The following is a 24738-nucleotide window of genomic DNA, read 5'->3' as shown; positions in this document are numbered from 1 at the left end:
GTGCTTTTCATCATTATATGCTGAATTACATTAACATTTGCGGATCTACGTCAATACTGATCTGGAGCTTGCTGTCCCGCGCCGAATCCTGAAGCTTCTCGGCAACCGAACGTACCAGCGAGACAGCATCCATCGTTCCCCGCCATTTTATCATACATTGAAATCTGTATCTATTTTTCAACCGCGGAATAGGGGAGGCTACCGGGCCCAATATATCGAGCGCGCTAGCGTCGAATCGGTCCAGACTCCCAAACCATCCCCGGCGGTCGGATTCGCTTTTGATGGTCGCGGCAAAATTCTCCGCCATTCTTACCAGCAGCGGCAGCTGTTCATGCGACAGCGTCACCAGGATCAGCCTGCAATACGGCGGATAATGGAGCGCTTTGCGGTGCTTCAGCTCGTCCTTGACAAAGGATAAATAATCATGGCTGCTTGCATGAATAATCGAATAATGCTCGGGTGTATAGGATTGGATAACCACTTCACCCGGCAGATGATGGCGTCCTGCTCTTCCGGCAACCTGCGTCAGCAGTTGAAACGTCTTCTCGGCCGCCCGGAAATCGGGCAGGTTCAGCGCCGAATCGGCTGTAATGACACCGACCAAGGTGACATCGGGGAAATCCAGGCCTTTGGCGACCATCTGGGTACCTAGCAGCACGTCCCCTTTTTTATCCCGAAACTGCTTCAGCAGCTTCTCATGGGAACCCTTCTCGGTCGTGGTATCCACGTCCATCCGAATGACGCGAATGCCGGGAAACAGCTTGGCCAATTCTTCCTCGACACGTTGCGTTCCCGTACCGAAATAGCGTATATGTTCACTTCCGCAATCCGGGCAAACCTCCGGCGCTTGTGCGGCATAACCGCAATAATGGCAGCGCAAATTATTCGATTTCTGATGATAGGTTAGCGATATGTCGCATTCCGGACAGCCTGCCACATATCCGCAGCTCCGGCACATGACAAACGTAGAGTAGCCCCGCCGATTCAGCAGCAGTACCGTCTGTTCCCCGCGTTCCAGCCTTGCCGAAATCGCGGCATGCAGGGAGCGGCTAAACATCGAGCGATTTCCTTCTCGCAGCTCCTCTCGCATATCCACGACCTGGACCTCAGGCAGCTTGTTGCCCAGCGCACGGCTCGGCATCTCCAGCAGATGAGGCGCAAAATCATCCTGAGCTTGCGATCTCGCCGCATGGTAACTCTCCAGCGAAGGCGTTGCCGAACCCAAAATGACGGCTGCACCGGTCAGCTGGGCACGGTGAATCGCAACATCCCTGGCATGGTACTTCGGCGTCTCTTCCTGCTTATAGGAACCTTCATGCTCTTCATCCATAATGATCAAGCCCAGACGGTCAAACGGCGCAAACACTGCCGATCGTGCGCCCACGACAACGGACGCCCGGCCTTCCCTTATTTTCCGCCATTCATCGTAACGCTCCCCATCTGAAAGCCGGCTGTGCATGACAGCTACGCGATCGCCAAAACGGGCTTTGAATCGTTCCACCATTTGGGGTGTCAGCGATATTTCAGGCACCAGCACAATCGCCTGGCGCTCCTGTTCGAGGCATCGCTGAATCGTTTGCAGGTAGATTTCGGTCTTGCCGCTGCCTGTTACCCCGTGGAGAAGAAACACGCCATGCTTGCGTTCATCCAGCTTGTGCACGATGCTGCGGTACACCGCTTGCTGCTCCGGTGTGAGCGCTAATGGGGTGCTAGGCGTAAAATGCCGCCCCCGATAGGGGTCACGGAACACTTCGATATCCTCAAGGGTAATCAGCCCTTTGTCCGCCAGCGCCTTCACGGTGCCTGCGGTGACGCCCAGCGCCTGTAGCAGATCCTTCTGCGATATCGGCAGAAATGCTTCCATTTCCAAAATATACTGGAGCACTTCCTTCTGGCGCTGGGCCTTGGCCGGAAATGAGGCAAGCGCCAGATGCGCTTCCTCGCTCGATACGGCAAGCTCTACCGCTTTAACCGTTTTTTTCTGCAGTTTATCCTTGATTTGCTGATATTCACTCAGCCGTCCACGGCCAATCAGTGCTTTGATGATGGCAGCCCCATCCGGAAATGCCCGCGTTAACTGCTGGAGCGAAACCTCGCCTCTCTGACTGACAAAGCGGATGATCTCCTGTTCCGACTCACTCTCGGGCAGGAGCGCAAATAATCCGTCGGTTTCATCCGTCGGAGACGTGTCTGAATCGCCAATGGAAATGTACCGCTCAGCCTTCCCTTTCAGCGCCGTTGGCAGCATCGACTGCAGAACCGATATATAGCGGCATGCGTACCGCTCCTTCATCCATTCTCCAAGCTCAATCAGTTCAGGCGAAAGCGGCGGCATCACATCGAGCACTTCCTGAATCGGCTTCATTTTCGCCGTATCCATCTCGGGCCGGGGATGCAGAGAGACCACAAACCCCTGAAGCGTACGATGCCCGAACGGCACGCCGACCCGGCTGCCTACCTCGACCCAAGGGCGGAGCTCCTCAGGGATTAAATAATCAAAAGGCCGGTCCGTATCCTTGGACGGCACGTCCACAATCACTCGGGCCATTTCCATCAGGATGACCTCCCGGACAACCGATCAGCCGCCAGCGTTAACAGCCTCTGGGCCACTTCCTCCTTGGACATCACGGGAAGCTGCAGGACCAGCCCTTCTGCATCAAAGATATGAACGCTGTTCGTATCCGTGCGGAAGCCTGCTCCTTCCTGTGTAACATCGTTAGCAACGATCAGATCGCAATTTTTGCGTTTTAGCTTTTCTCTTGCAAACTGCTCCACCGTATCGGTCTCAGCGGCAAATCCGATTAAGAACTGGGTGGTTTTTTGGCGTCCCAGGCTCTCCAGAATGTCCGTTGTCTTGACAAGATCCAGCGTCATCGTCTCCCCGCGCTTTTTGATCTTTGATGTCGCTACCTCAGCAGGGCGATAATCGGCAACCGCTGCTGCCTTGACCACGATATCGCTATGATCGAACACGCGTTGTACCGCATCGTACATATCTTGAGCCGATTCCACCTTTTCCGTCTTGATTCCCTCTGGCGGAGCTTCATCGGTATGAGCGGCAATGAGGTGAACATCCGCTCCCAGCTGCTTGGCCACTTTCGCGATCGCAAACCCCATTTTTCCGGAAGAATCATTCGTTATATACCGGACCGGATCAATGCGTTCGATCGTGCCGCCGGCCGTGACAACTACCTTTTTACCATGCAATATGCCTGTCGAGCTGCTCGCCATTTCCTCATTCAACGCCACAGGTTGTGCGGCACGATCTTGGAAAAACCGGTCAACCACGTCAACAATCGTATCGGGCTCTTCCATCCGTCCCTTACCGACATATCCGCAAGCCAGAAGCCCTTCTCCGGGTTCAATCATGGATACCCCGCGGGAGACCAGCGTCTCCATATTCGCCATGACGGCCGGGTGCGTGTACATATGCACGTTCATTGCCGGTGAGATCATGACAGGAGCCGTGGTCGCAAGCAGCGTCGTGGTCAGCATGTCATCCGCCAGGCCATGTGCCATCTTGCCGATGACATTGGCTGTGGCCGGAGCGATCAATACCAGATCGGCCAAATCAGCCAAATGGATATGCGAGACGACCGATGGGTCCCGTTCATCAAAGGTATCGCTATAAACCGGGTTTTTAGTCAGCGTTTGAAGCGTTAATTCCGGAATGAACTGCTTCGCGGATTCCGTCATAATGACATGCACATCCGCTCCCCTCTGGACAAGCCTGCTGCATAAAGTCGCTGCTTTATACGCGGCAATGCCACCTGTAACGCCAAGCACAATGACTTTTCCGTTCAACATGACAATCCCCCGCTTTCCATAGTGTAAAGGCTATATTCTCATATCTTCTCAAAAAAATAACAACCTTTCGGTTGTCACATTTTCGCGCGCTAACGCATGATATTCAAATATTGAAAAAAGGTCTTAGTCCTGTCCCCGCTCGATTTTCACGTAATCGCCATAGATTTCTTCCAGAGCGACACCGACAAACTTATGGGATTTCGGATTCTTCAACTCGCTGACTCCGCCTTCACGCAATTGGCGTGCACGGCGGGAAGCCGCAACCACAAGAGAATATTTACTGTCTACTTTATTCATCATTTCATCAATGGATGGATATAACACGGTCGAAGCACCTCTTCTTCTTTTACTTGAAAGTTAACGCCGTCTATGAAAAGACAGGTTACTTTCTCACCTTACAATGTTCGGCAATAATGATAGATTGTATTCTCTCACAAGCGAGATTGATTTCATCGTTCACTACCGCATAATCATAATGCTGCAGTAAATTGATTTCGTCAACCGCTACGGACATGCGGTGGTCGATGGTAGCTTGACTCTCTGTCCCACGTCCCTGGATCCGATCTTTCAGTTCATCCAGCGACGGCGGCATCAGAAACACAAAGATACCTTCTGGAAACTTCTCCTTGACCTTCAGCGCACCCTGCACTTCGATCTCCAGTATAATATCCTTGCCGGAGGCTAAAGTTTCTTCCACAAAATCACGCGGGGTTCCATAATAGTTCCCGACGTATTCCGCATATTCGAGAAGCTGGTCGTTCTCAATCATATCCATGAATTGTTCCCGACTTTTGAAAAAATAGTTCACACCATGTACCTCGCCGAGCCGCGGTGAACGTGTCGTAGCCGACACCGAATACACCAGCTCTGGAACCAGGCTGCGAAGTGCCGTACAGACGGTTCCTTTTCCCACCCCGGAAGGACCGGACAATACAATCAATAATCCTCTAGACATAGTACTCCTCATCTTATTCGTCGTTGTCGTCATCTTTGCTGGACAGACGGTGAGCCACCGTTTCTGGCTGCACAGCCGATAAAATCACGTGGTCGCTATCCGTAATGATAACAGCTCGTGTCCTTCGGCCATATGTAGCATCAATCAGCATATGACGGTCCCGTGCTTCTTGAATGATCCTCTTGATCGGAGCCGATTCAGGACTCACGATAGAGATGATCCGATTGGCCGATACGATATTTCCGAAGCCAATATTAATAAGTTTGATTGCCATTGTGCGGTTGCTCCCCCTATACATTTGACTCTTACTTGCCGATGAAGCTGCGGTCATTCCACATTAGCGGCTTGTTCACGAATCTTCTCCAGTTCCGCTTTCATTTCGACAACACGGTTTACCAGAGTCAGATGATTGGCTTTCGATCCAATCGTATTGACTTCTCTGTTCGTTTCTTGAATCAGAAAATCCAGTTTACGGCCTACAGGGCTTTTCTGATGAAGCAGCTCTCTGCATTGTTCCAAATGACTGTTAAGTCGAATCAACTCCTCGTCCACATTAGAACGTTCAGCAAACAGGGCAACTTCCATTCCGAATATATGTTCATCAACAGCAAGCGACCCGTCATCAAGAGATTCTATGCGCTGCCGCAGACGCTTCCGGTACTCTTCCGGAACTTCAGGAGCAATCTCGGTCATCTCTCGGTGAAGCAGCTGCAATCGGTCTAACCTCTGCCCGATATCCTTCACGAGAAAAGAACCTTCCCTGCTGCGCATCTGAATCAGACCCTCCAGCGCTTGTTCAAGACCTTGAAGAAGCGCATCATTCCATAACTTCTGCTGCGCTTCATCCATGGGAAGTCCGCTCGGACTAACAAGAACATCTGGCAGCGACAAAATATCCCGCACCGCCAGATCTCCCTTGATTCCATATGACTTCAAATCCTCGGCTGCCTGTAAATACGCCTGAACCATGGCGTGGTTCAGCACAGCACCCTGGGACTCGCCGTTGTTTTCCTTGTTAATATAAACATCAATCCGCCCGCGTCCAATTCGGCTCTGTACCGCCCGTCGAAGTGAATCCTGGAAGCAAGCCCACTCACGGGGCATGCGAAAGACGATTTCACAATACCGATGATTGACTGACTTCACTTCGAAAGAGATACTGTAACCTTGAAAATCGACAACGGATTGCCCATATCCGGTCATGCTCAATGACATCGGAATCACATCCATTACACTATTGTAATTGATAATTATTAATGAAACAAGGGGGTCAATCGACGGCCCGATTTCTCCCAGACATACTCCATTAATTGTACGCTCATTTCATAGAACATAAACGGCGTCATTAAGTATATGCCGTTAAAATGCTCTGTTGCAACATCCAGCAGCTCCTTGCCGATCTTGACACCCATCGCCCGGCCCGCTTCACCTTCAAGCCCGGCCATGCGGCTGCGGACTTCGTCCGACAGTTGAATGCCCGGTACCTCATTATGCAGGTATTCCGCGTTCCTTCCGCTTGCCAGCGGCATGATGCCGATAAAGATCGGAATATCCAGATGTGCCGTCGCTTCCCTCAGCCTAACCATTAACTCGGGATCGTACACAGGCTGTGTCATCACATAATCCGCACCCGACGCAATCTTCTTCTCCAAGCGGGCAACCGCTTTGTCCAGATGCCTTACATTGGGATTGAACGCTGCGCCGACAACGAATTTGGCCTTCTGCTTAAGCGGCTTTCCGGAAAAAGCAATGCCGTCGTTCAGCTGTTTGATCATGCGGATGATTTCAAATGAGGTCATGTCGTACACCGAGCTGGAATCCGGCAAATCCCCGAAGCGTGCCGGATCCCCCGTCACCGCAAGCACATGGTCGATGCCAAGCGCATCAAAGCCCATCATGTGCGACTGCGTGCCGATCAGGTTTCGGTCACGGCAAGCGATGTGGATCAGCGGCCGCAGTCCCGTGCGTGCTTGTACTAGATGGCCGAGCGCCATGTTGCTCATACGGGTTACGGCCAGCGAGTTATCTGCAAGGGTCAGCGCATCGGCTCCCGCTTTTTTCAAAGCTTCCGCACCCTTCATGAACTTGGTGATATCCAGATCCCTTGGAGGGTCCAGCTCGACGATAACGGTATGACGTTCCTTCACGATATCGACAATCGTCGGCTCCCCGATGCGCTCGTAAAATTGCTCTTGGGCTGTCTCGTGAATCACGATCCGGTTGACTTCAGCCTCATCGACGGCAGGAAGCGGCGCGGGTACGTAATCGGACAACGCCGATGATATTTCGGCGATATGCTCCGGTGTCGTTCCGCAGCAGCCGCCGACAATCCGGGCACCACGTTTCGCAAACTCCAAAGCCGTCTTGCCGAAATACTCAGGACTCGCACCATAAAGGTATTCCCCATCCACATAATCAGCGATCCCCGCATTTGGGTAGACCGAAGCCGGAAGATTCATAATGCCGTTCAGGGTTTCAAGTGCGCGCATGATACCGTTTGGACCCGTCCGGCAGTTAAAGCCGATCACGTCCGCACCTTCTTGACTCAGGATGCGGTAAGCATCCGGCATCGTGAAGCCGTCCAGTGTACGGGCAATATCCTCTACCGCAAACTGGCAGATCACCGGCAGATCGCTAAGCATCCGAGCCTGCGCCAAAGCCAATTGAATCTCGTCCACGTCATAAAACGTTTCGAGCAGAATGCCGTCAACGCCTTCCGATATGAGTACCGACAGCTGCTCTTCGAAGTAACGCTTGAGCTCGCTCGTGGAAATGTTGCTTCTTTTGCCTGCACGAATGGAGCCTACCGCACCCACTACATATCCGTTATCGCCGGCAGCTTCACGCGCAATTCTCACGCCTGCGCGGTTAATCTCTCCTACCTTCGCCTCCAAACCGTATTTGGACAGCTTGTCATAATTGGCAGAGAACGTGTTCGTCTCAATGACCTGGGCACCAGCCTCAGCATACTGGCGATGAACGTTTCCGATGACCTCCGGGGAGGTTAAATTCAGTTCTTCATATGATATGCCTACAGGAAATCCTTTTTGATATAAATAAGTACCCATCGCGCCGTCACCGACCAGTACCTGATTCTCCCATGCCTGCCGAAGATTCGGTTTCATCGCGTTTCTCCTCCACCCGACGTTTATTTTCAACTAATGTATCATAAAACCTCTCAAAAGATAAAGAGACAAAAGGGAAGCCTTCAGAAGGCCTCCCTAACGTGTCCACCCCTAATGGACAAACTTTAGATCATACTGTTTTTTCACTTTTGCGGGCAGGATTGTAACGGCTGGCGGATGCTCTACAAGGCAATCGTGCCTGTGTACACGACCTCGGCTGGCCCTGTCATGTACACATGATTGTCGGACTCATTCCACTCGATAAACAAGTCCCCGCCTTTAAGAGAGATCGTTGCGCTATGGTCTGTCAATCCGTTCAGTACCGAAGATACCAAAGTTGCGCAGGCGCCGGTGCCGCAGGCCAAGGTCGGTCCTGCACCACGCTCCCATACCCGCATGTCCACTTGGCCCCGTGAATTCACCGTCGCAAACTCCACGTTAATCTTTCTCGGGAACAGCGGATGTACCTCAAGCTTAGGTCCCCATTCACCGAGATCGAAGTTAATGGCATCGTCCACATAAATGACGCAGTGCGGATTGCCCATGGACACCGCGGTGAAGCGGAAATCCTGGCCGTCCACTTCAATTGGATGATTCACCACCGGATGGAGATCGATCGTCGTAGGCACGCTCAGTCCATTCAGGACCGGTTCACCCATATCGACCCGCACGCTGCTCACTTGACCATCCTGCACCGTAAGGCGTACTTGCTGTACCCCGGCGCCGATGGTTTCAATGGTAATCTCCTCTCGGTCAATATGGCCGTGATCATACACATACTTCGCTACACAACGAATGGCGTTGCCGCATTGTTCCGCTTCGGAACCATCTGAGTTCATGATGCGCATCATAAAGTCAGCCTTTGTGGAAGGCAAAATATATACAAGTCCGTCTGCACCGATGCCGAAAAAGCGATTGCACAGCTTCACGGCCCATTCGGATGCATGGGATGGAAGTTCTTGCTCGCCGTATACGACAACGAAGTCGTTGCCAAGGCCATGCATTTTCGTAAATTCCATCATAAAACCCATCTCCTCTGCAATTGCTATGCTCGTGCTTAGCATATCGCAGAGGTGATGGGCTATCCATTCAATTTATGCCGAAATATTTGCACTCTTCGTCATCATGCTGCGGCGGTTCCGGTTGCGGTTTCGTCTGCCTCCCCACACGCTTCCCGCTCCCATCAGGAAGGTAGGAATGCCGGCGGCCACGAGTGTCAGTGCCCATTCCTTCAAATTCAATGGAACGGTCTTAAAGATCGGCTGAAACGCCTCGATGTACATGACGCCAAGCATCAGCAATACCGAGGACAGCACAGCAAGCACCAGCGCTTTGTTCTGAAGCGGATTGCGATGGAAAATCGAACGCGAGCTGCGGCAGTCAAACACATGGATCAGTTGGGCCATGACGAGTGTCGCAAAGGCAACGGACTGTGCCTTGGCCAACTGACCCGGATCATTCGGCGCGATGCGCAGCGTAATCCAAAATGCGCCAAGTGTACACAGGCCGATCAATATGCCGCGGCTGATGATTTTCCAACCAAGACGTCTGGCAAAAATATTTTCCTTGGCTCCGCGCGGCTTGTGCTCCATCAGATCCTTCTCCGGCTGATCCACCCCGAGCGCCATAGCCGGCAGTCCGTCGGTCACGAGGTTGACCCACAGAATCTGGATCGGAACGAGCGGAAGCGGCAGACCCATCATCATCGCGAAAAACATCGTCAGAATTTCGCCGACATTAGAAGCCAGCAAATAGCGGATAAATTTGCGAATATTTTCATAGATGCTGCGCCCCTCCTCAATCGCTGAAACAATTGTGGAGAAATTATCATCACTGAGCACAAGCGAAGACGCTTCCTTCGTTACGTCTGTCCCGGTAATCCCCATGGCAATTCCGATATCCGCCGCTTTGATGGCCGGAGCATCGTTCACGCCGTCCCCCGTCATGGCAACCACATGCCCCTTACGTTGAAGCGACTTTACGATCCGGAGCTTATGCTCAGGGGATACGCGGGCGTAAACAAAGGTCTGATCCACCCTCGCATCGAGCTCTTTGTCATCCATCCCGGATAACTCCTGGCCTGATAACGACAGGCCGTTCCTTGGCAGGATGCCAAGCTGGGCGGCGATCGCTTCCGCCGTCGTCCGGTGGTCGCCCGTAATCATGACGGTCTTGATGCCCGCGCGTCGGCATGTCGCAATCGCATCGCGCACTTCACGGCGCGGCGGATCGATCATCCCGGCCAGCCCGACAAAGATAAGCTGGCTCTCGGCCTCTTGCTCCGTTTCCGGCTTGTCATAAGAACGCAAATCCCGATAAGCCAAACCAAGCACGCGCAGCGCATCAAGGGCCATACCTTCATTGGCGGCAAACACCTTCTGACGGAGCGTAGCGGTAAGCGGAACAACATTTCCGTCCCACATAATATAAGCACATGCATCTAGCAGCACATCCGGCGCGCCTTTCGTGCAGAGCAAGCGTCCGCCCTGATGGCTGACAATGACGGACATCAGCTTTCGCTCCGAATCAAACGGAAACTCTTTGTCTCTCTGGTAGATGGAGTTCAGGCTTCCCTTTGTCAATCCCATTTTGGACGATAACGTCAACAGCGCCCCTTCGGTCGGGTCCCCTTTTAATTCCCAGGCAGCAGCTGTCGGCTCTTCCTTGCTCTTCCGCTTGTTCCGCGTTTCTTCCTGCACGTTCTCATAGATTTCGGCATTGTTGCACAGACCGCTGATTTGCAATAATCTGCGCAGGCCCTGGTCGGACCGCAGCTCGACCGGTTTGCCTCTATGAAGGATCTGACCCGTCGGGTCATAACCGTGCCCGGTCACTTCCAATGAGCGCCCTCCCAGCCAAACTTGGGTTACGGTCATTTTATTCTGCGTGAGTGTCCCGGTTTTGTCCGAACAGATTACGGATGCACAGCCCAGCGTTTCCACGGATGGCAGCTTGCGTACAATCGCTTTGCGCTTAATCATGCGCTGCACGCCGAGGGCGAGCGCAATCGTGACGATGGCCGGAAGCCCTTCCGGGATGGCCGCAACCGCAAGACTGACTCCTGCAAGGAACATACCTGCGGCAGGCTGTCCATGCAGAATGCCTGCTACGACGACCAGAATCGTAAGCCCCAGTGAAACGGCTATCAGGATTTTGCCCAACTGCTCCAGTCGATGCTGCAGCGGCGTCTCCTGGGATTCCGTGTTCTGGATCAAATCGGCGATTTTGCCCATCTCCGTATCCATTCCGGTTCGGATGACAACACCCTTCGCCGTACCGCGGACCACCATCGTGCCCATGAACCCGATGTTCTTCCGGTCACCCAGGGGAACATCCGCATCGCGGATCGGCTCGGCATGTTTGTTCACCGGCAGGGACTCGCCGGTCAAGGCCGATTCCTCGACGCTGCAGCTGTTGATCTCAAGCCAGCGAACATCGGCCGGAATGCGGTCTCCGCTCTCGACGAGCACGACATCGCCAGGGACGAGTTCTCTGGCCGCAACCTGTACCACTTTACCGTCCCGAATGACCCTGGACATTGGTGCGGACAGCTGCTTCAAGGCCCGAAGCGAGCGTTCCGCCTTGAATTCCTGAACGAAACCAAGAATCCCGTTGATCAGGATGATGGCTACAATCGTTACGGCATCCAGATACTCACCCAGCAGACCCGATACCAGGGTGGCTCCAAGGAGCACCAACGTCATGAAATCCTTAAATTGATTCAGAAACAGAACAAATGGAGAAATTTTAACGCCCTCGGAGAGCTCATTATAGCCGCTTTTTTTTCGTCTCTCCCCGGTTTCCTCTTCCGTGAGGCCCTGCTCCGGATGCATATGCAGCGCTTGCTGCAATTCATCCGTATCCATTTGATGCCATTGCTTTTGTTCCATGCTTCCTTTCCCTCCCGGTTGTTTTCCTCCGGCGGATGACAGCTTTTCCACCCTTTCTACGTAAATGTATTCGGACAGGTCCTGAATTATCACAGAAGGGGCCTTAAGTTTTTAAGGGAAATATGGCATCATAGAGAAGTACGATAGGAAGGGTAACAGACAGATAGGAGAATGAAGGATGGCATTAGACGGCATTGTCACACGTGCGATCGTGCATGAGCTTCAATCATGCCGGGGCGCACGGATCAATAAAATATATCAACCGAACGATCGGGACATCGTGTTTCATATACGCACCCAGCAGGGAAACGCCAAGCTGCTGCTATCCGCAAACCCCACGTATCCCAGGGTTCATCTGACACAGGAGACCTTTCTGAATCCGGCCGAAGCCCCTATGTTTTGCATGATTCTGCGCAAGCATTGCGAGAGCGGCATCATCGAGGACATCCAGCAGGTCGGTATGGAACGAATTATCCATATTACGATCCGGCAGCGCGACGAACTTGGGGATATCTCCTCCAAGAAAATCATCGTCGAACTGATGGGCAGACACAGTAACATCATTCTGCTCGACCCAGCAAGCGACACCATTCTGGACGGCATCAACCATGTGACACCCGCCATCAGCAGCTATCGCGTGGTCATGCCGGGATTCGCCTATACGAATCCGCCGGAGCAGCACAAGCTGAATCCGCTCGAAACCTTGCAGGAAGCCTTCCGGGAATCTTGTCTGATGAACGAGGAGCAGGCCGTTCCATGGTTGGTCAGCGCGTTCAGCGGCCTCAGTCCGCTCGCGGCACAGGAAATTGCCCACCGCGCAGGAGAAAGCAGTGCTAGCGGGGTTGAAGGGGAAAAAGATTGCGGCAGCCTGTGGAGCGTTTTTGATGAACTCATGGAACAAGTTCGTAACCATCAATATACGCCCGTTACAGGCGTCAATGCCAAGGGGAAATCGGTGTTCTCCGTCATTCCGCTGACCTCGCTGGTGGACGAAACCACAACCTACGAGTCGGTCAGCCGATGCATGGAGGATTATTACGGGGATAAGGCGCAGCGGGATACAGTTAAACAGAAGGTAAGCGACCTCCTCCGATTCCTGCAGAATGAACGGACGAAGAACATCAAGAAGCTGGATAATCTGAATAAGGACTTGGAAGAAGCCGGGGATGCCGACCGGTATCGTATCTTTGGCGAGCTTCTCTTCGCCTCGCTCCATCAGATTAAGAAGGGCGACCGTGAAGCCCAGCTGGTTAACTTCTATGATGAAGAGCAGGCGACCGTCACCATCCCGTTGGATCCGCTCCTGACTCCGTCGGACAATGCACAGCGCTATTTCAAAAAATATAACAAGTACAAGAACAGCCTCGCGGTCATCGACGAACAATTAATCAAAACCCGCGAAGAGATCAACTATATCGAGAATCTTCTGCAGCAGCTGTCGCATGCTTCCTTGAGCGACATCGATGAAATCCGGGAAGAGCTGATCCAGCAGGGATACTTAAGAGACCGCAATCGTAAAGCGAAGAAAAAGAAGAAAAACGACAAGCCGACGCTGCATGTCTATACTTCATCCGAAGGCATCGAGCTTTATGTAGGCAAAAACAACCTACAAAACGAGTACGTTACCAACCGTCTCGCTTCCTCTAACGATACATGGCTGCACACCAAGGATATCCCGGGCTCCCACGTGGTTATCTGCAGTAGCGAGTACGGGGATGCAACGCTGCAGGAAGCGGCACAGCTGGCTGCTTATTACAGTCAGGCTAAAGAATCGAGCAGTGTTCCCGTCGACTACACACTCATTCGCCATGTACGCAAGCCGAATGGAGCTAAGCCGGGATTTGTCATTTATGACAATCAGAAAACGCTGTTTGTCACGCCAGACGAGCAGCGGATCAAGGCGATGCCCAGTTCGGTAAAAAACAATCGCAATTAAGATAATCTAAGACATCGATATATCGTTAATTTAACTAAAAAACGGGTACCCCGAAAGGTCGTGTGACCAGCCGGGATGCCCGTTTTTTCTTATTCTCATGCCAGGATTCTCCTATACGAATCCGCCGAAGCCGCACAAACTTAATCCGCTCGAAACCGGCAGTATTGTCGGGTTCTCAGCTCCTTGCCTGCGCCTGTTGAAGTTGGTCCAACACCTGGATAGATACCTGGCGGCTTCCGATATCCCCATGGAATACCTGGCCCTGCCTCTCACCATGGTAATCCGATCCGGCGGTCACGATCAAGCCGTAATCTTCGGCCATGGCCAAGTAGCGTTTCTCCTCCGCTGCCCCATGGTCCGAATGATAGACTTCAATCCCTTTGAATGCAGCCTCTTCAATGACCGCTCTCACCAACGCGTCATCGCTGTAGAGTCCAGGGTGTGCAAGCACCGGCACACCCCCGGCTTCCCGTATCCATTCGCAGGCTTCCTTGGGATGAATCCGCGGCTGCGGCACATAAGCAGCTGCGCCCTGTGCGAGATAACGATCGAAGGCATCCCTGAGATCGAGAGCATGGCCCTTCAGGACCAGCGCATCCGCAATATGCGGGCGGCCGATGCTCTCATCGGGTTCCAGCGGCCGTCCCAAGCTGGCGATCACTTCCTCCATCGTAAGCTCGATGCCAAGCTCTCTTAGCTTGCTCATGATCTTCTCATTACGCTTCTCCCTCGTTCGACGGAGCTCTACCAGCCGCTCCAGAAATACGGGGTTCCGGTAATCTATGTAATAGCCTAGGACGTGAATATCCGTCCCGCATGCCATGGTGCTGATTTCTACGCCAGGGACCACGACCATGTTCAGCCGTTCTCCGGCTTGCAGCGCCTCCTCGACACCAGCTACGGTGTCATGATCCGTTATAGCTAGCGCCCCAAGTCCCCGATCGAAGGCAAGCTGCACGTTCTCCGAAGGTGTGTTCATCCCGTCTGAAGCCTGAGTGTGGGAATGAAGGTCGCAGCCTGTCCGATCCATCGATGTATCCATGATATTCAATCCCCTTTCGTTGTATGTGCGGGTGTGCTTTATCGCTGGTTTCGCTGGCGTTCCCTTAAATAGGCCAAAAACGTCATCGCCGACATCGGCAGCAGCGCTGACCGCAACTGAATGGAATAAAAGTTCCGTTTAAATGAGGCATCCGCAATATCGATCATTTTGACTAAGCCGAGCGCCGTTTCATGCTTGACCGTTGAGGTCGACAGCATCGTAATGCCGAGTCCTTCCTCTACCGCCGATTTCACCGCTCCCGTACTCCCAAGCTCCATTACCGTCCGGATGCTCTCGGGATCGTACCCCCGCATAAGCAGCACATGCTCCATCACCTTCCGGGTGCCAGACCCCTTCTCACGAAGGACAAACGGATACTTCAGCACCTCCTCCAAATATATCGCATCTTCCCTTGTCGCTAAAGGATGGCTGGAAGGAACGATCAGTTTCAGTTCATCCTCCATAACCGAATCCAAGACCATATCCGGATGCTCGACAGGTGCCTCAATCAGCCCGAAATTCAATTGATGGCCAGCGATTTCCTCGAGAATCTGCGTGGTGTTCATCACTTTAAGCATGATGGATATATCGGGATACTCCCGACCGAAGGGCCCCAGCAGTCGAGGCAGCACGTACTCCCCGATAGTCAGGCTAGCCCCCAGTTGCAGTCTTCCCTGAAGCTTATTTGAGAATGCCGCCATCGCTGCGTCCGTTTCCTGCGACAGCTCCAGGCTCTTGCGGGCAAAAGGAAGCAGCGTCCTCCCGGCCTCGGACAATTCCATGCGCTTGGTGGAACGAATGAGGAGCTTTGTCCCAAAATATTCCTCCAACGATTGTACCTGCATCGTCACAGCGGGCTGGCTCATATGAAGCGCCTGGGCAGCAGCGGAAAAACTCCCACGCTCTGCTACCGTATAAAAAATATGTAGCTGATGAAAGTTCATAGCATCGGTTCCCCTCTCGCTGCCTCTCTTGTTATTATCATTGTAACGGATCAGAGCGGAGCATACAAAAAAGACATCCGCGCTTACGCTCGCATGCCATATGATGACTCTATTTCTTTATTTACGTTTCCGGCTGTTCTTAATCAGTGTCATACGACGTGAATGGCGAAGCCATGAGTAATACGACTTCAGGTCTCGAAGCTCAATGGTTTCTGACATACGTCCCAAAAAAGTTACAATAATCATCCGGTGCAGCGGGTTGCCAATCAAATCACGTTCATGCTCCAGCTCCGAAAACTCCGCCACAACCACCAAGTCGTCGTCAATCAGATAGACATCCTGTTCGTTGCGGTAATACGGCACGATCCGGTCCTGTTTCAGGCACTCCCACATCCAAGTCCCGATTTCCTCATGGGAGGTGTCGTTGCCCTGAACCCGGTCCGTATAACGGCTCTTCGCATGATTGGTAATGATGATGTCGGCTACCTTTTTATCATTTAACGTAATATAAAACGGCTCATAGGTGCTCCACCGCTCTGTCCCTTTGTCGCGCATGGAATATCACTCTCCACCAAATGGGTCTTTGTATCTATGTATATATACCCAACATATTACATCATTCCACTGGCATTCACAAGATTGAAACCTCGCTTCTTGTGAACAATCACCGAAAATTTAGAAATATCTCTAGTTGTATCCTGTGCGTTAGGCGCTGACGTCGCCTGGAATGATGGCTTGATTAAAATGTAAATTGTACCTTACTTATACTATTTTATCAAACAAGATTCCGATTTATGCCAATCTATCGCCATCAATCCAAAAAAACTTTATAAAAAAGTGGATTTCTCTTGCGATATCAGGAAGTCCCATGCTTCAATTTTATACCTTCCAATATCTTAAAAAAAGCGGCCCCCGTGGGGGCCGCTTTATGCTAACTTATGCGTTAACGTTAGAGTCTTGATCAGGCACATCATGCTAAGGACCGTAAAACTTCGCTTTATCCGGCCCTTTGCTGCTGTACTCCGTCTTGATCTCATTCCGGAAGGAGCGCTCGATCTTACGAACGTAGGACAATCTCCGGATGTTCTTCATTGTTTCCTCGGCGCGGTCAGCATTGACGTACATGACAACATAATGCATGCGGCGTGATATATAGTGCACGCTGCCGTATTTCTCCAAATTTCTTGCTGCCTTTACATCGCTGACCCATATAATAAAACCGGTCCGTTCAGCCAACATCCTAAGCTCCTCGCCTCACTTTCGTCTCTATCTCTAGTCTATGCTTATTATCCGCACGAACAAGCTCCGCCGCTGCCGCACCCCTTCTTGGGAAGAGGATCGTTGCCAGGTACCTTGATGCTCTCCGAAACCGAAAAAGCAATCTTCTCCGACATCGAATGCAGCAGATCGTCCAGATTCTTCTCCGCCTGCTTAAACCGGGCTACAGGCTCGTAAGCCTCAAGCTCCGCCTCCACTGCGGCTACTTCATCCTTGGCCGAATGGTAATTCGGGTGAAAGTGACCGAACCGCTGAGTCTCTTCAAATAGCTCTTTCTTGGAATCAAGCTTTCTGATCAAAGCCTGAATCGTAGGATCACCTTCAACTGCCTGCTTCCAATATAGATAATCCGCCACTTCGACGGAAGCATTAATCATGTCGCCTATTTCATAGGCATAGGTGAGCACCTCGGCCATATCGACCGTGTTTATTTCCGATACGCTCATGAACTCATCCCGCTTTTCTAATAGTTTGGCCCACGCTTTATTTTTGTGGACTCTTTCATCATAGCATAACGCTCGTATCTTAAGAAGGGGGAATTCATACGCTTTTACGGAATCACAAGCCGCATTTCCTTCCATTCCCCTTCGCCTAACTGCACCACGGTTCCCGTCATTTCGGAATCGGAATCCAGATCATATAATGCTCCCGAAATTTTCCATGGCTGCCGCTCGAGCTGATATGGAATAAACTCCATCCGGCTTCCATCGACCGCAATCTCTAATTTGGCTGACAATTCAAGCGCCTGCTCCATCATTTGCTTGGCCGTCGAACCGTGATAAGAACGCCAATCCCGTGTCCACATGATGGGAATCCGGTTCAAATCCGGAACGATTGACGCTTTATCCGGAAGGCTGTCGTCCCATTCAAGAACAAGCTCACTGCGAGCAGAGCGAATCAATCCGCTAGAAGGGCAGCCTGGATAACGCGGCAAAGCGGAACGGTTATCTCCTTCATCACTGGCCCCGAATTCCGTTTCATCTTTTGGAGTTGCGCCGGCATACCGTAAGAACTCATTCCTCCCCGCGCGTTCAATCTCCTTGCCCCATTGACGTAGGGCCGTGTACACGTTCTCTGGAATTCCTGCCACTGCATGTTCCGTGAAAAAAGCCGTGATCGCTTCCGGCCCCATTCCTGCAGTCGCCGCCTGAGCTACCGAATCTCTGGTCAGTCGATAAACCGTCATTACGTCATCCGAGATGCGCTCCGTGCATAGGGCAGCCGTAAACTTGACCATATAAGGCACGTCAGGCGGAATCAATATATCAAAATCCGGCTGAATAAACAGCCCCGAAGATCCGGTGTCATCCTTACTGCTTCCACTCAACAAGGAGCAGGGATCCATACGCCACCGGAACAGGAATTGACCATCGTGATCCATCCCAAGATCGATGTAACCGCAACCGGTCAATAAACGGAGCCATGAAGCCGCATCCCCCGCGGACAACTCCCTTCCCCTAAGAGGATTCCAGTTCAGTGGTTCCTCGCCCTTTGCTAACATGTGCTGAGCATAATACCACATCCCGACGATCCGTGATGAGTGGCAAATCTGCCATGTGAAATGCTGATACTCGGCCGAACCCGGAACATAACGTTCCATCATGTGCAAAAGAACCAATCGGTCCATCGCTTCGCGTGAGAGTGCGAGCCAATGACGCAACGCGGTCATGTTTAGCCTAAGCTCCCTTTGCTCCAAGGCGACCAGCTCAAACGAAAACAGCAGATCCAATACGATCGCAACATACGGTGGGTAAACATCAGCGTGATCATATTGGAGAGTAAGCCCCTCGACATCGGATGGCGTTAATCCCACGATGCTTCCCAGCTTCTGAATAAACTTCTTATGTAGAACCCCTTTAGCGGTTATAGCCACCTGGTTCTTGGCCATATAGACAAGCACATTGAACATATCAACTGCTATGCCGCTTCTTCCCTCTTGCTGGAGCTTCACGGCAGCAGCAGGAACGGAATCCGCCTCGAGATTGCCAAAAGCCTCCTGGAGAATCTGAAGTTTATCAAAAGGAATGAAATACAGCCTCTCGCCCCAGCCCTGTTTGACTGCTTGAACCCATCGCTGCTGCCTCAAGGATAAGAAGGCGAGCTGTACTTCCACACCGCTCAGGCGTTGAACGCGAAGCGAGCGAAGCTTGTCGTCATCAAAGCTCTGCCCGGCAAAGCGGCTCCAAATATGATGAAGGACCGATCGCTCCTTGGCAAGAAGATGCTCTAAGCTTGTGGCTTCCGCCACGTTCTGCTGTTCCATCATCTCCACGAGGCCTCCTTCCCGTCAGGAATCTGCAAGCGATGCGTATGCCGCATCGCTATGAGGTCAAGGGATGCCGGATGCTTCGCTTGAATCGCGTGATATTCATATCCCTGCTCAATCAGGAACAGCTGGCGCCGGATCGCAAACATCTCCTCCCGGCTGTCCTCCGTCACCAATGCATAGAAATAAGCCCGATTCTCCCCCTGCTTCGGCCGCAGCAAGCGTCCAAGGCGCTGCGCCTCCTCCTGCCGTGAGCCGTAACTGCCCGAAACCTCGATCGCGACGGAAGCATCGGGCAGATCAACCGCGAAGTTAGCCACTTTCGAAACGACAAGTACACGGACGGCTCCTTCCCGGAAAGCCTTATACCATTCATTGCGCTGATCCTGCGTCATTTGCCCCGTAATGAGAGGGGCCTGCAGCTCCTCGGCAATGGCATGAAGCTGATCCAGGTATTGCCCGATGATCAGCGTCTGTGCATCCTTGTGGAGATCCACGAGCTGCCGAATCACACGAAGCTTGGAGGGATTCTCGGCAGCCAGCCGATACTGCTCCCTTTTGCCTACCGTCTTGCAGGCTTCTCTTATCTCATCCGGCAGCGGCACCTTAATCTCCGTGCAGTTCACCGAAGCAATCCAGCCCTGCTCCTCCAGCCTTTTCCACGGCATTTCATATCGTTTGGGGCCGATCAGCGAGAACACGTCATGCTCCCTTCCATCCTCGCGAACCAAGGTGGCGGTCAGACCAAGCCTGCGGGTCGCCTGAATATCGGCCGTCGCACGGAATACCGGGGCGGGGAGGAGATGGACCTCATCATAGATGATTAAGCCCCAGCGACGTTCATTAAACAGCTTCATATGCTGTTGTTCATCGCTCTTGCCCTGCCTTTGGGTCAAGATGTGATAGGTAGCGACCGTTACCGGCCTCACCTCTTTGCGCTGACCGGAGTATTCACCGATCTCCTCCGCGGAGAGTGAGGTTTTCTGCAGCAGCTCGTCGATCCACTGCCTTACAGACGTTGTGTTGGAGGTTAGAATCAGGGTCTCGCACTGCAGATCGCGCATGGCGGCGATGCCAATCACCGTTTTCCCGGCACCACAGGGCAGGACAAGCACCCCGTTCCCCCCTTCTCCGCCGATATCCCGAAAGGACTCAGCAGCCTTCTGCTGATAGTCGCGAAGCTTGAATCGCTGATCGTTTGAGCCGCCGCTTAAACCTCCGCCTCTCTCCGTACCCGTTGTTTCTCCTCGCCAAAGGATGTTCAGATATTGCCCGTCCAAATATCCCGCCTGATCCAGCACAGGATATCCAAGCCGGGTCAACTCCTGCTTTAATAGGCCACGCCGGTCTGAGGGCACCTCTGCCTCGTTTGCCAAAATCAATCGAACGCCGATTTCCATCAGGGAACGCTTGGACCTGAGCTCCTGCATCAGGGCTTCGCTATTGCTGTGTAGCAGCAATGAACAATCCTGTGTGGGATGCGGGAGCAGCGACAGCTGTCCGTAACGCCCAACGAGCTGGATAACCTCTTCCAGCAGGGCTGCCGGCACATCCCAACGTGATAGCGACTGAAGGCTCGAACAAATCGCCTCAGCTGTCAATCCTCCGGCAGCAGCGTTCCATAAGGATAACGGGGACAGGCGATATGTATGAAAAGACGTAGGACTTTTGATCAATTCCGCATACTGGGCCAGTTGTTCGCGTGCGGCCTCAGCCTCCACATGAGCGGTCTCAAGCAAGATGGTCCGATCCCGCTGGACGATGCATGGCTTGTTATGCATCTTAATCCCTCCTCGTAACATTTGGTTCTCTCAAAAAAAAGAAGCCCACATCCATATCCATGGATCTGAACTTCCCCTATGATCAATAGGATTTCCAAATGACGAGCGTTCATGCGCGATGATTGCGATTTTCTTAAAGTCTAGTCCCCGTTCTGATAACTCGACACCATCTCGACCAGCAGCTTCGCCCCATAACGCATAGCATCTTCATCAAAGTCGAACATCGGGTGATGATGCGGATAGATTGCCCCTTTGTCCGGGTTACCGGCTCCAACAAAAATGAAGCAGCCTGGAATTTCCATCAAGTAATAGGCAAAATCCTCCGCTGGCATCAGTTTGGGCGAGACCTTGACCTGATCCGCTTCGAATATTTTCGGTGCCGTACGGAAGAACCGCGCGGTTTCGGTCTCATCATTCACCAAGGGTGGATAACCGACGAGATATCGGACCGCTGCCTTCGTGCCGTAGGTTTCCGAAACCGTCCGGGTCATATGTTCGATCCGCTCCCGGATCAATGTCCGGGTAGGTTCGTCAAAGGTGCGCACCGTTCCCGTGATCCGGCAAGAGGAAGCAATTACGTTTTGCGCCGTTCCGGCCTGCATCGTTCCTACCGTAACCACGGCAGGCTGCAGTGGATCTACCGTGCGGCTTACAATGGTTTGGAGCTGCATAACAAGCGCTGCCCCCGCTACCAGGGCATCGGCTGTCACATGCGGCATACCGCCATGTCCCCCGCGCCCTGTAATATCAATGAAAAACTCATCCGCCGCAGCCATCAGCGGACCCGGCGCGCTCGCTGCGGTCCCTACCGGAAACGGCGTCCATAAGTGGAGACCATAGACAACGTCGGCTCCGTCAAGTGCTCCATCCTTGATCATCTCTACCGCACCGCCGGGACAGACTTCCTCCGCCGGCTGGAACATAAAACGAATTTCGCCCTGGACTTCTTCCGGATACGTGCTGTAATAAGCAGCGGCCCCCAGCAGCATGGAGGTATGCCCATCATGCCCACAAGCGTGCATCACGCCTTGCACCCGGGATTTGTACTCGCAGCTCTTGCCGTCTTCAATCGGCAGCGCATCCATATCAGAACGCAGCACAACGGTCTTGCCAGGTGTATCTCCTTTTATAATTCCTATAACGCCATGCCCGCCCACACCTGTCTTGACCGCAAGGCCAAGCTCCTGCAGCCGGGTTGCTATAAATGTCGAAGTTTCCTTCTCCTGGAACGAAAGTTCCGGGTGCATATGTAAATGACGACGCCACTCCACCATCCGTGGATACCATTGTTCCCAAAATGCTTCCTTCGTCAAGTTCCATCATCCTCCCCCCGCTATATGCGGCTCAATCGATCGCAAGAAATCCGTAAAGCTTGCTCAGCAGCAGTCCGTGCCCAACCATGGCATCCATTCGGCCGCCTTCCTTGATCTTGCGATATACATCCCTGAGCGGGACCCACACAGCTCTAACATCTTCGTCCTCATCTTGATTCGACTCTTGGCTGCCAGACACCTTCAAATCGTCGGTGAAATAAAAATGAACGTTCCGGTTGGCCAGAGAAGCCATCGGATAAGCACTGCCCATGTAGGACAGGTCCTTGCACAGCACGCCTGCCTCTTCCTCAAGCTCCCGCTTCACGGCAAGCTTCCGTTCCTCACCCGGTTTCACCGTTCCGCCGGGAAGCTCCCAGGTGATCTTATCAACCGCTTCCCTGTGCTGGCATACCAAGAGCAGACAACCTTGATGAACGGCCACAACCGCTGCCGATTCCGGAATCCGGTCAATTACGACAATTTCCTGCTGCCCGTTCTCTTCCACTACATAATAATCCGTGCGGTAAACGACGCGATTCATCGGCCATATCCACCCTTCGCTTAATTGAAGTCCTATGAATATATAACCACCAGGATGGAAAGCGTACATTTCACAGCGTTTTCACTTCCATTTATTTTAGCAGAAAAGAAGAATGCCTGTCGTTATCAAAATCTCATCTGGATAAAAGGTCTCAATTGAAGCGTGACGGGCGGTACAGGCTTGCACAAGTTCCTGAAACATACTATCATATTAAAGAACTTTGCAAGGACTATTAAGGGGGTTACAACCACATGATTTTCGAAAATACAGGCTTGGACGGATTGCACAGCGATTTAGCTTACCTTGATGAATGTGCCGAGAAAGTAGGCTTCATTCGTTGGCAGTGGGAATACTACCGCGCTACATATGACTTGAAAATCGAAGATAAAAAAAATCAGGCTGAATACTTCCTGCGCATTAACACCCGCGCTGTTGAAGGCAAGCTCGAAAAACCGGACGCCATCCTCAAAATCGAAGCGGTATACCTGGGTAGAGCCACGTTCCCGCACGGACTTGAGTATGAATCCATGGCTCCACAGCCCGTTATGAATGTGGCTACCAAGAAGCTTCAAGAGCTCAAAGCTCTTCTGGAAGCGTAAGGTCGAACATTATGAATACGACCAAACCTCAGCCGAAGAGAGGGACGCCTGATTTTCAACTGCTGATCCTTACCTTGCTGTTAGTGGGATTCGGACTGATCATGGTGTTCAGTTCCAGCTCCAGCTTGGCCGTTTTCAATGAAAAATTCAATAACGATCCGCTGCATTTTACGAAGCGGCAAGTCGCGTTTGCCGTCCTTGGCACGTTGGTTATGTTTGTTGCCATGAACATCAACTATAAGAAATACAAGCAGCTATTCATACCGGTGTTTTTTCTAACCTTGATGCTGCTGATTCTTGTGGTGATCATCGGTTCCGCAACCAACGGAGCCACAAGCTGGTTTAACCTGGGGAAATTCGGCATCCAGCCGACCGAACTGGCCAAAATTGCGACCATTGTCTATCTGGCAGCGCTGATTACCAAAAAAGGGGAACGAATTCGTCAATGGAAGGGCGGTTTCTTCCCCGTACTCATTATTGTAGGGGTCGTAGCGGGACTTATCATGCTTCAGCCGGATTTAGGTTCCTGCTTCATCCTCGTGGCTACGAGCGGGCTGCTGATCTATGCTGGCGGCGCCAGCCTCAAGCATATCCTGGGATGTATCTCGCTTGTCGCGCTTGGCCTGGTACTCACTCTGGGCGTCGGTGCACTCTTTAACTCCAGCGGAGATCAGGAGCAGGCTTCCAAGAACTACAAGATGGGCCGGATCGAGGCTTTCATGGACCCGTTCCACGATGAGTCGGACACGGGCTACAATTTGGTGCAATCGCTGATCGCCATCGGCCAGGGCGGTGTCACTGGAGCCGGTTACGGGGAGAGTGTGCAGAAGCTGCATTACCTGCCGAATCCTTACAATGACTTTATCTTTTCGGTCATCGGCGAAGAATTCGGTTTTATCGGAACTGCGATATTCCTCCTGCTCTACTTATACTTTATCCTGCGAGGGATCATTGTGTCGCTTCGCTGCTCGGATCCGTTCGGAACCTTGACCGGCGTCGGCATCATGGGACTAATCGCCATACAGGCCTTCATCAATATCGGTGGGGTTACCAATACCATCCCGATAACGGGCGTTACCCTCCCATTCATCAGTTATGGCGGATCCTCGCTGCTGGTTATGATGCTGAGCATGGGAATCGTGCTTAGCATATCCAGGGACAGCAACCGTCCGATGAAAGAGGAGCAGGTTAAATCCGTAATTAAAAAAGACTACCGGGCAATCGGGTAGTCTTTTTTCTCGTTTTTTTTCATCATCAGCGG

21 protein-coding genes are annotated in these 24738 nt (G+C 52.3%); 3 read left to right on the top strand and 18 right to left on the bottom strand.

Translation table 11 applies throughout. The features are described from left to right. Positions 1-25 precede the first annotated feature (25 nt). From priA to ACOZB4_RS13920, 9 genes are all read right to left on the bottom strand, one after another. On the bottom strand, positions 26-2554 hold the full coding sequence (gene priA, locus ACOZB4_RS13960; protein ID WP_379406477.1) for a primosomal protein N': 2529 nt from the start codon (positions 2552-2554) through the stop codon (positions 26-28). Continuing rightward, the gene (gene coaBC, locus ACOZB4_RS13955) at positions 2554-3807 is read right to left on the bottom strand and encodes a bifunctional phosphopantothenoylcysteine decarboxylase/phosphopantothenate--cysteine ligase CoaBC (protein ID WP_379406478.1); all 1254 of its coding nucleotides are present in this window, start codon (positions 3805-3807) and stop codon (positions 2554-2556) included. Before coaBC ends, priA begins: the two co-directional genes overlap by 1 nt. Positions 3808-3930: 123 nt before the next feature. Beyond that, complete coding sequence (rpoZ, locus tag ACOZB4_RS13950; protein WP_076320729.1) at positions 3931-4131, bottom strand: DNA-directed RNA polymerase subunit omega; 201 nt, start codon at positions 4129-4131, stop codon at positions 3931-3933. A gap of 58 nt (positions 4132-4189) precedes the next feature. Beyond that, complete coding sequence (gene gmk, locus ACOZB4_RS13945) at positions 4190-4762, bottom strand: guanylate kinase (protein ID WP_076320728.1); 573 nt, start codon at positions 4760-4762, stop codon at positions 4190-4192. Positions 4763-4775: 13 nt separating this feature from the next. Beyond that, entirely contained in the window at positions 4776-5036 is a 261-nt protein-coding gene (gene remA / locus ACOZB4_RS13940) for an extracellular matrix/biofilm regulator RemA (RefSeq protein ID WP_006209218.1), read from the bottom strand. Positions 5037-5089: 53 nt separating this feature from the next. Beyond that, positions 5090-5977: a YicC/YloC family endoribonuclease gene (locus ACOZB4_RS13935; protein WP_379406479.1), complete on the bottom strand. Its 888-nt coding sequence runs from the start codon at positions 5975-5977 to the stop codon at positions 5090-5092. 38 nt (positions 5978-6015) lie between these two features. Continuing rightward, on the bottom strand, positions 6016-7887 hold the full coding sequence (locus ACOZB4_RS13930; RefSeq protein WP_379406480.1) for a bifunctional homocysteine S-methyltransferase/methylenetetrahydrofolate reductase: 1872 nt from the start codon (positions 7885-7887) through the stop codon (positions 6016-6018). A 182-nt stretch (positions 7888-8069) separates the two neighbouring features. Continuing rightward, positions 8070-8906: a diaminopimelate epimerase gene (gene dapF, locus ACOZB4_RS13925; RefSeq protein ID WP_379406585.1), complete on the bottom strand. Its 837-nt coding sequence runs from the start codon at positions 8904-8906 to the stop codon at positions 8070-8072. Positions 8907-8981: 75 nt separating this feature from the next. Beyond that, a complete protein-coding gene (locus ACOZB4_RS13920; protein ID WP_379406481.1) occupies positions 8982-11777 on the bottom strand; it encodes a calcium-translocating P-type ATPase, SERCA-type in 2796 nt (931 codons plus the stop codon). Positions 11778-11955: 178 nt separating this feature from the next. On the opposite strand from ACOZB4_RS13920, the gene ACOZB4_RS13915 reads away from it, so the two are divergent. Continuing rightward, a complete protein-coding gene (locus ACOZB4_RS13915) occupies positions 11956-13713 on the top strand; it encodes an Rqc2 family fibronectin-binding protein (protein WP_379406482.1) in 1758 nt (585 codons plus the stop codon). A 175-nt stretch (positions 13714-13888) separates the two neighbouring features. Here ACOZB4_RS13915 and ACOZB4_RS13910 read toward each other — a convergent pair whose 3' ends face one another. The 9 genes from ACOZB4_RS13910 to ACOZB4_RS13870 form a co-directional block, all read right to left on the bottom strand. After that, positions 13889-14755 (bottom strand): PHP domain-containing protein, encoded by an 867-nt coding sequence (locus tag ACOZB4_RS13910; protein ID WP_379406483.1) that lies wholly within the window; start codon positions 14753-14755, stop codon positions 13889-13891. A 38-nt stretch (positions 14756-14793) separates the two neighbouring features. Next, positions 14794-15699, bottom strand: a complete 906-nt coding sequence (locus tag ACOZB4_RS13905; protein WP_339272003.1) for a selenium metabolism-associated LysR family transcriptional regulator — start codon at positions 15697-15699, stop codon at positions 14794-14796. 117 nt (positions 15700-15816) lie between these two features. Then, on the bottom strand, positions 15817-16254 hold the full coding sequence (locus ACOZB4_RS13900; protein ID WP_076320722.1) for a hypothetical protein: 438 nt from the start codon (positions 16252-16254) through the stop codon (positions 15817-15819). Between the two features lie 420 nt (positions 16255-16674). Next, entirely contained in the window at positions 16675-16938 is a 264-nt protein-coding gene (locus ACOZB4_RS13895) for a YlbG family protein (protein ID WP_076320721.1), read from the bottom strand. A gap of 47 nt (positions 16939-16985) precedes the next feature. Continuing rightward, positions 16986-17423 carry a YlbF family regulator gene (locus ACOZB4_RS13890; protein ID WP_098743096.1) on the bottom strand — a complete coding sequence of 146 codons (438 nt, stop codon included), beginning with the start codon at positions 17421-17423 and terminating at the stop codon, positions 16986-16988. A 104-nt stretch (positions 17424-17527) separates the two neighbouring features. Next, positions 17528-19243 carry a helicase-associated domain-containing protein gene (locus tag ACOZB4_RS13885; protein ID WP_379406484.1) on the bottom strand — a complete coding sequence of 572 codons (1716 nt, stop codon included), beginning with the start codon at positions 19241-19243 and terminating at the stop codon, positions 17528-17530. Next, entirely contained in the window at positions 19240-21024 is a 1785-nt protein-coding gene (locus ACOZB4_RS13880; protein WP_379406485.1) for a DNA repair helicase XPB, read from the bottom strand. The genes ACOZB4_RS13885 and ACOZB4_RS13880 overlap by 4 nt, the downstream gene beginning before the upstream one ends. A gap of 140 nt (positions 21025-21164) precedes the next feature. Next, a complete protein-coding gene (locus ACOZB4_RS13875; protein ID WP_379406486.1) occupies positions 21165-22337 on the bottom strand; it encodes a M20 family metallopeptidase in 1173 nt (390 codons plus the stop codon). Positions 22338-22368: 31 nt separating this feature from the next. After that, positions 22369-22878: an NUDIX hydrolase gene (locus ACOZB4_RS13870; protein WP_379406487.1), complete on the bottom strand. Its 510-nt coding sequence runs from the start codon at positions 22876-22878 to the stop codon at positions 22369-22371. A 251-nt stretch (positions 22879-23129) separates the two neighbouring features. Between ACOZB4_RS13870 and ACOZB4_RS13865 the strand changes: the two genes are divergently transcribed. Next, a complete protein-coding gene (locus tag ACOZB4_RS13865) occupies positions 23130-23477 on the top strand; it encodes a YugN family protein (RefSeq protein ID WP_076320716.1) in 348 nt (115 codons plus the stop codon). Positions 23478-23488: 11 nt separating this feature from the next. Next, positions 23489-24706, top strand: coding sequence for a putative lipid II flippase FtsW (ftsW, locus tag ACOZB4_RS13860; protein ID WP_098742818.1), 1218 nt, complete (start codon positions 23489-23491; stop codon positions 24704-24706). The last annotated feature ends 32 nt before the right edge of the window (positions 24707-24738 follow it).

The organism is Paenibacillus sp. NPDC058898 (assembly GCF_049316025.1).
GTDB lineage: Bacteria > Bacillota > Bacilli > Paenibacillales > Paenibacillaceae > Paenibacillus_AQ.
This window is presented reverse-complemented; position numbering and strand designations above follow the sequence as displayed.

What these genes read in the sequence shown, in the direction of transcription:
- gmk (WP_076320728.1), bottom strand. Translation starts at nt 4,762, where the DNA reads ATGTCTAGAGGATTATTGATTGTATTGTCCGGTCCTTCCGGGGTGGGA.
- ACOZB4_RS13870 (WP_379406487.1), bottom strand. Translation starts at nt 22,878, where the DNA reads ATGAATCGCGTCGTTTACCGCACGGATTATTATGTAGTGGAAGAGAAC.
- coaBC (WP_379406478.1), bottom strand. Translation starts at nt 3,807, where the DNA reads ATGTTGAACGGAAAAGTCATTGTGCTTGGCGTTACAGGTGGCATTGCC.
- ACOZB4_RS13865 (WP_076320716.1), top strand. Translation starts at nt 23,130, where the DNA reads ATGATTTTCGAAAATACAGGCTTGGACGGATTGCACAGCGATTTAGCT.
- ACOZB4_RS13915 (WP_379406482.1), top strand. Translation starts at nt 11,956, where the DNA reads ATGGCATTAGACGGCATTGTCACACGTGCGATCGTGCATGAGCTTCAA.
- remA (WP_006209218.1), bottom strand. Translation starts at nt 5,036, where the DNA reads ATGGCAATCAAACTTATTAATATTGGCTTCGGAAATATCGTATCGGCC.
- ACOZB4_RS13910 (WP_379406483.1), bottom strand. Translation starts at nt 14,755, where the DNA reads ATGGATACATCGATGGATCGGACAGGCTGCGACCTTCATTCCCACACT.
- ACOZB4_RS13895 (WP_076320721.1), bottom strand. Translation starts at nt 16,938, where the DNA reads ATGTTGGCTGAACGGACCGGTTTTATTATATGGGTCAGCGATGTAAAG.
- ACOZB4_RS13935 (WP_379406479.1), bottom strand. Translation starts at nt 5,977, where the DNA reads ATGTCATTGAGCATGACCGGATATGGGCAATCCGTTGTCGATTTTCAA.
- ACOZB4_RS13920 (WP_379406481.1), bottom strand. Translation starts at nt 11,777, where the DNA reads ATGGAACAAAAGCAATGGCATCAAATGGATACGGATGAATTGCAGCAA.
- ACOZB4_RS13880 (WP_379406485.1), bottom strand. Translation starts at nt 21,024, where the DNA reads ATGCATAACAAGCCATGCATCGTCCAGCGGGATCGGACCATCTTGCTT.
- ACOZB4_RS13905 (WP_339272003.1), bottom strand. Translation starts at nt 15,699, where the DNA reads ATGAACTTTCATCAGCTACATATTTTTTATACGGTAGCAGAGCGTGGG.
- dapF (WP_379406585.1), bottom strand. Translation starts at nt 8,906, where the DNA reads ATGGAATTTACGAAAATGCATGGCCTTGGCAACGACTTCGTTGTCGTA.
- priA (WP_379406477.1), bottom strand. Translation starts at nt 2,554, where the DNA reads ATGGAAATGGCCCGAGTGATTGTGGACGTGCCGTCCAAGGATACGGAC.
- ftsW (WP_098742818.1), top strand. Translation starts at nt 23,489, where the DNA reads ATGAATACGACCAAACCTCAGCCGAAGAGAGGGACGCCTGATTTTCAA.
- ACOZB4_RS13890 (WP_098743096.1), bottom strand. Translation starts at nt 17,423, where the DNA reads ATGAGCGTATCGGAAATAAACACGGTCGATATGGCCGAGGTGCTCACC.
- ACOZB4_RS13900 (WP_076320722.1), bottom strand. Translation starts at nt 16,254, where the DNA reads ATGCGCGACAAAGGGACAGAGCGGTGGAGCACCTATGAGCCGTTTTAT.
- ACOZB4_RS13930 (WP_379406480.1), bottom strand. Translation starts at nt 7,887, where the DNA reads ATGAAACCGAATCTTCGGCAGGCATGGGAGAATCAGGTACTGGTCGGT.
- ACOZB4_RS13885 (WP_379406484.1), bottom strand. Translation starts at nt 19,243, where the DNA reads ATGATGGAACAGCAGAACGTGGCGGAAGCCACAAGCTTAGAGCATCTT.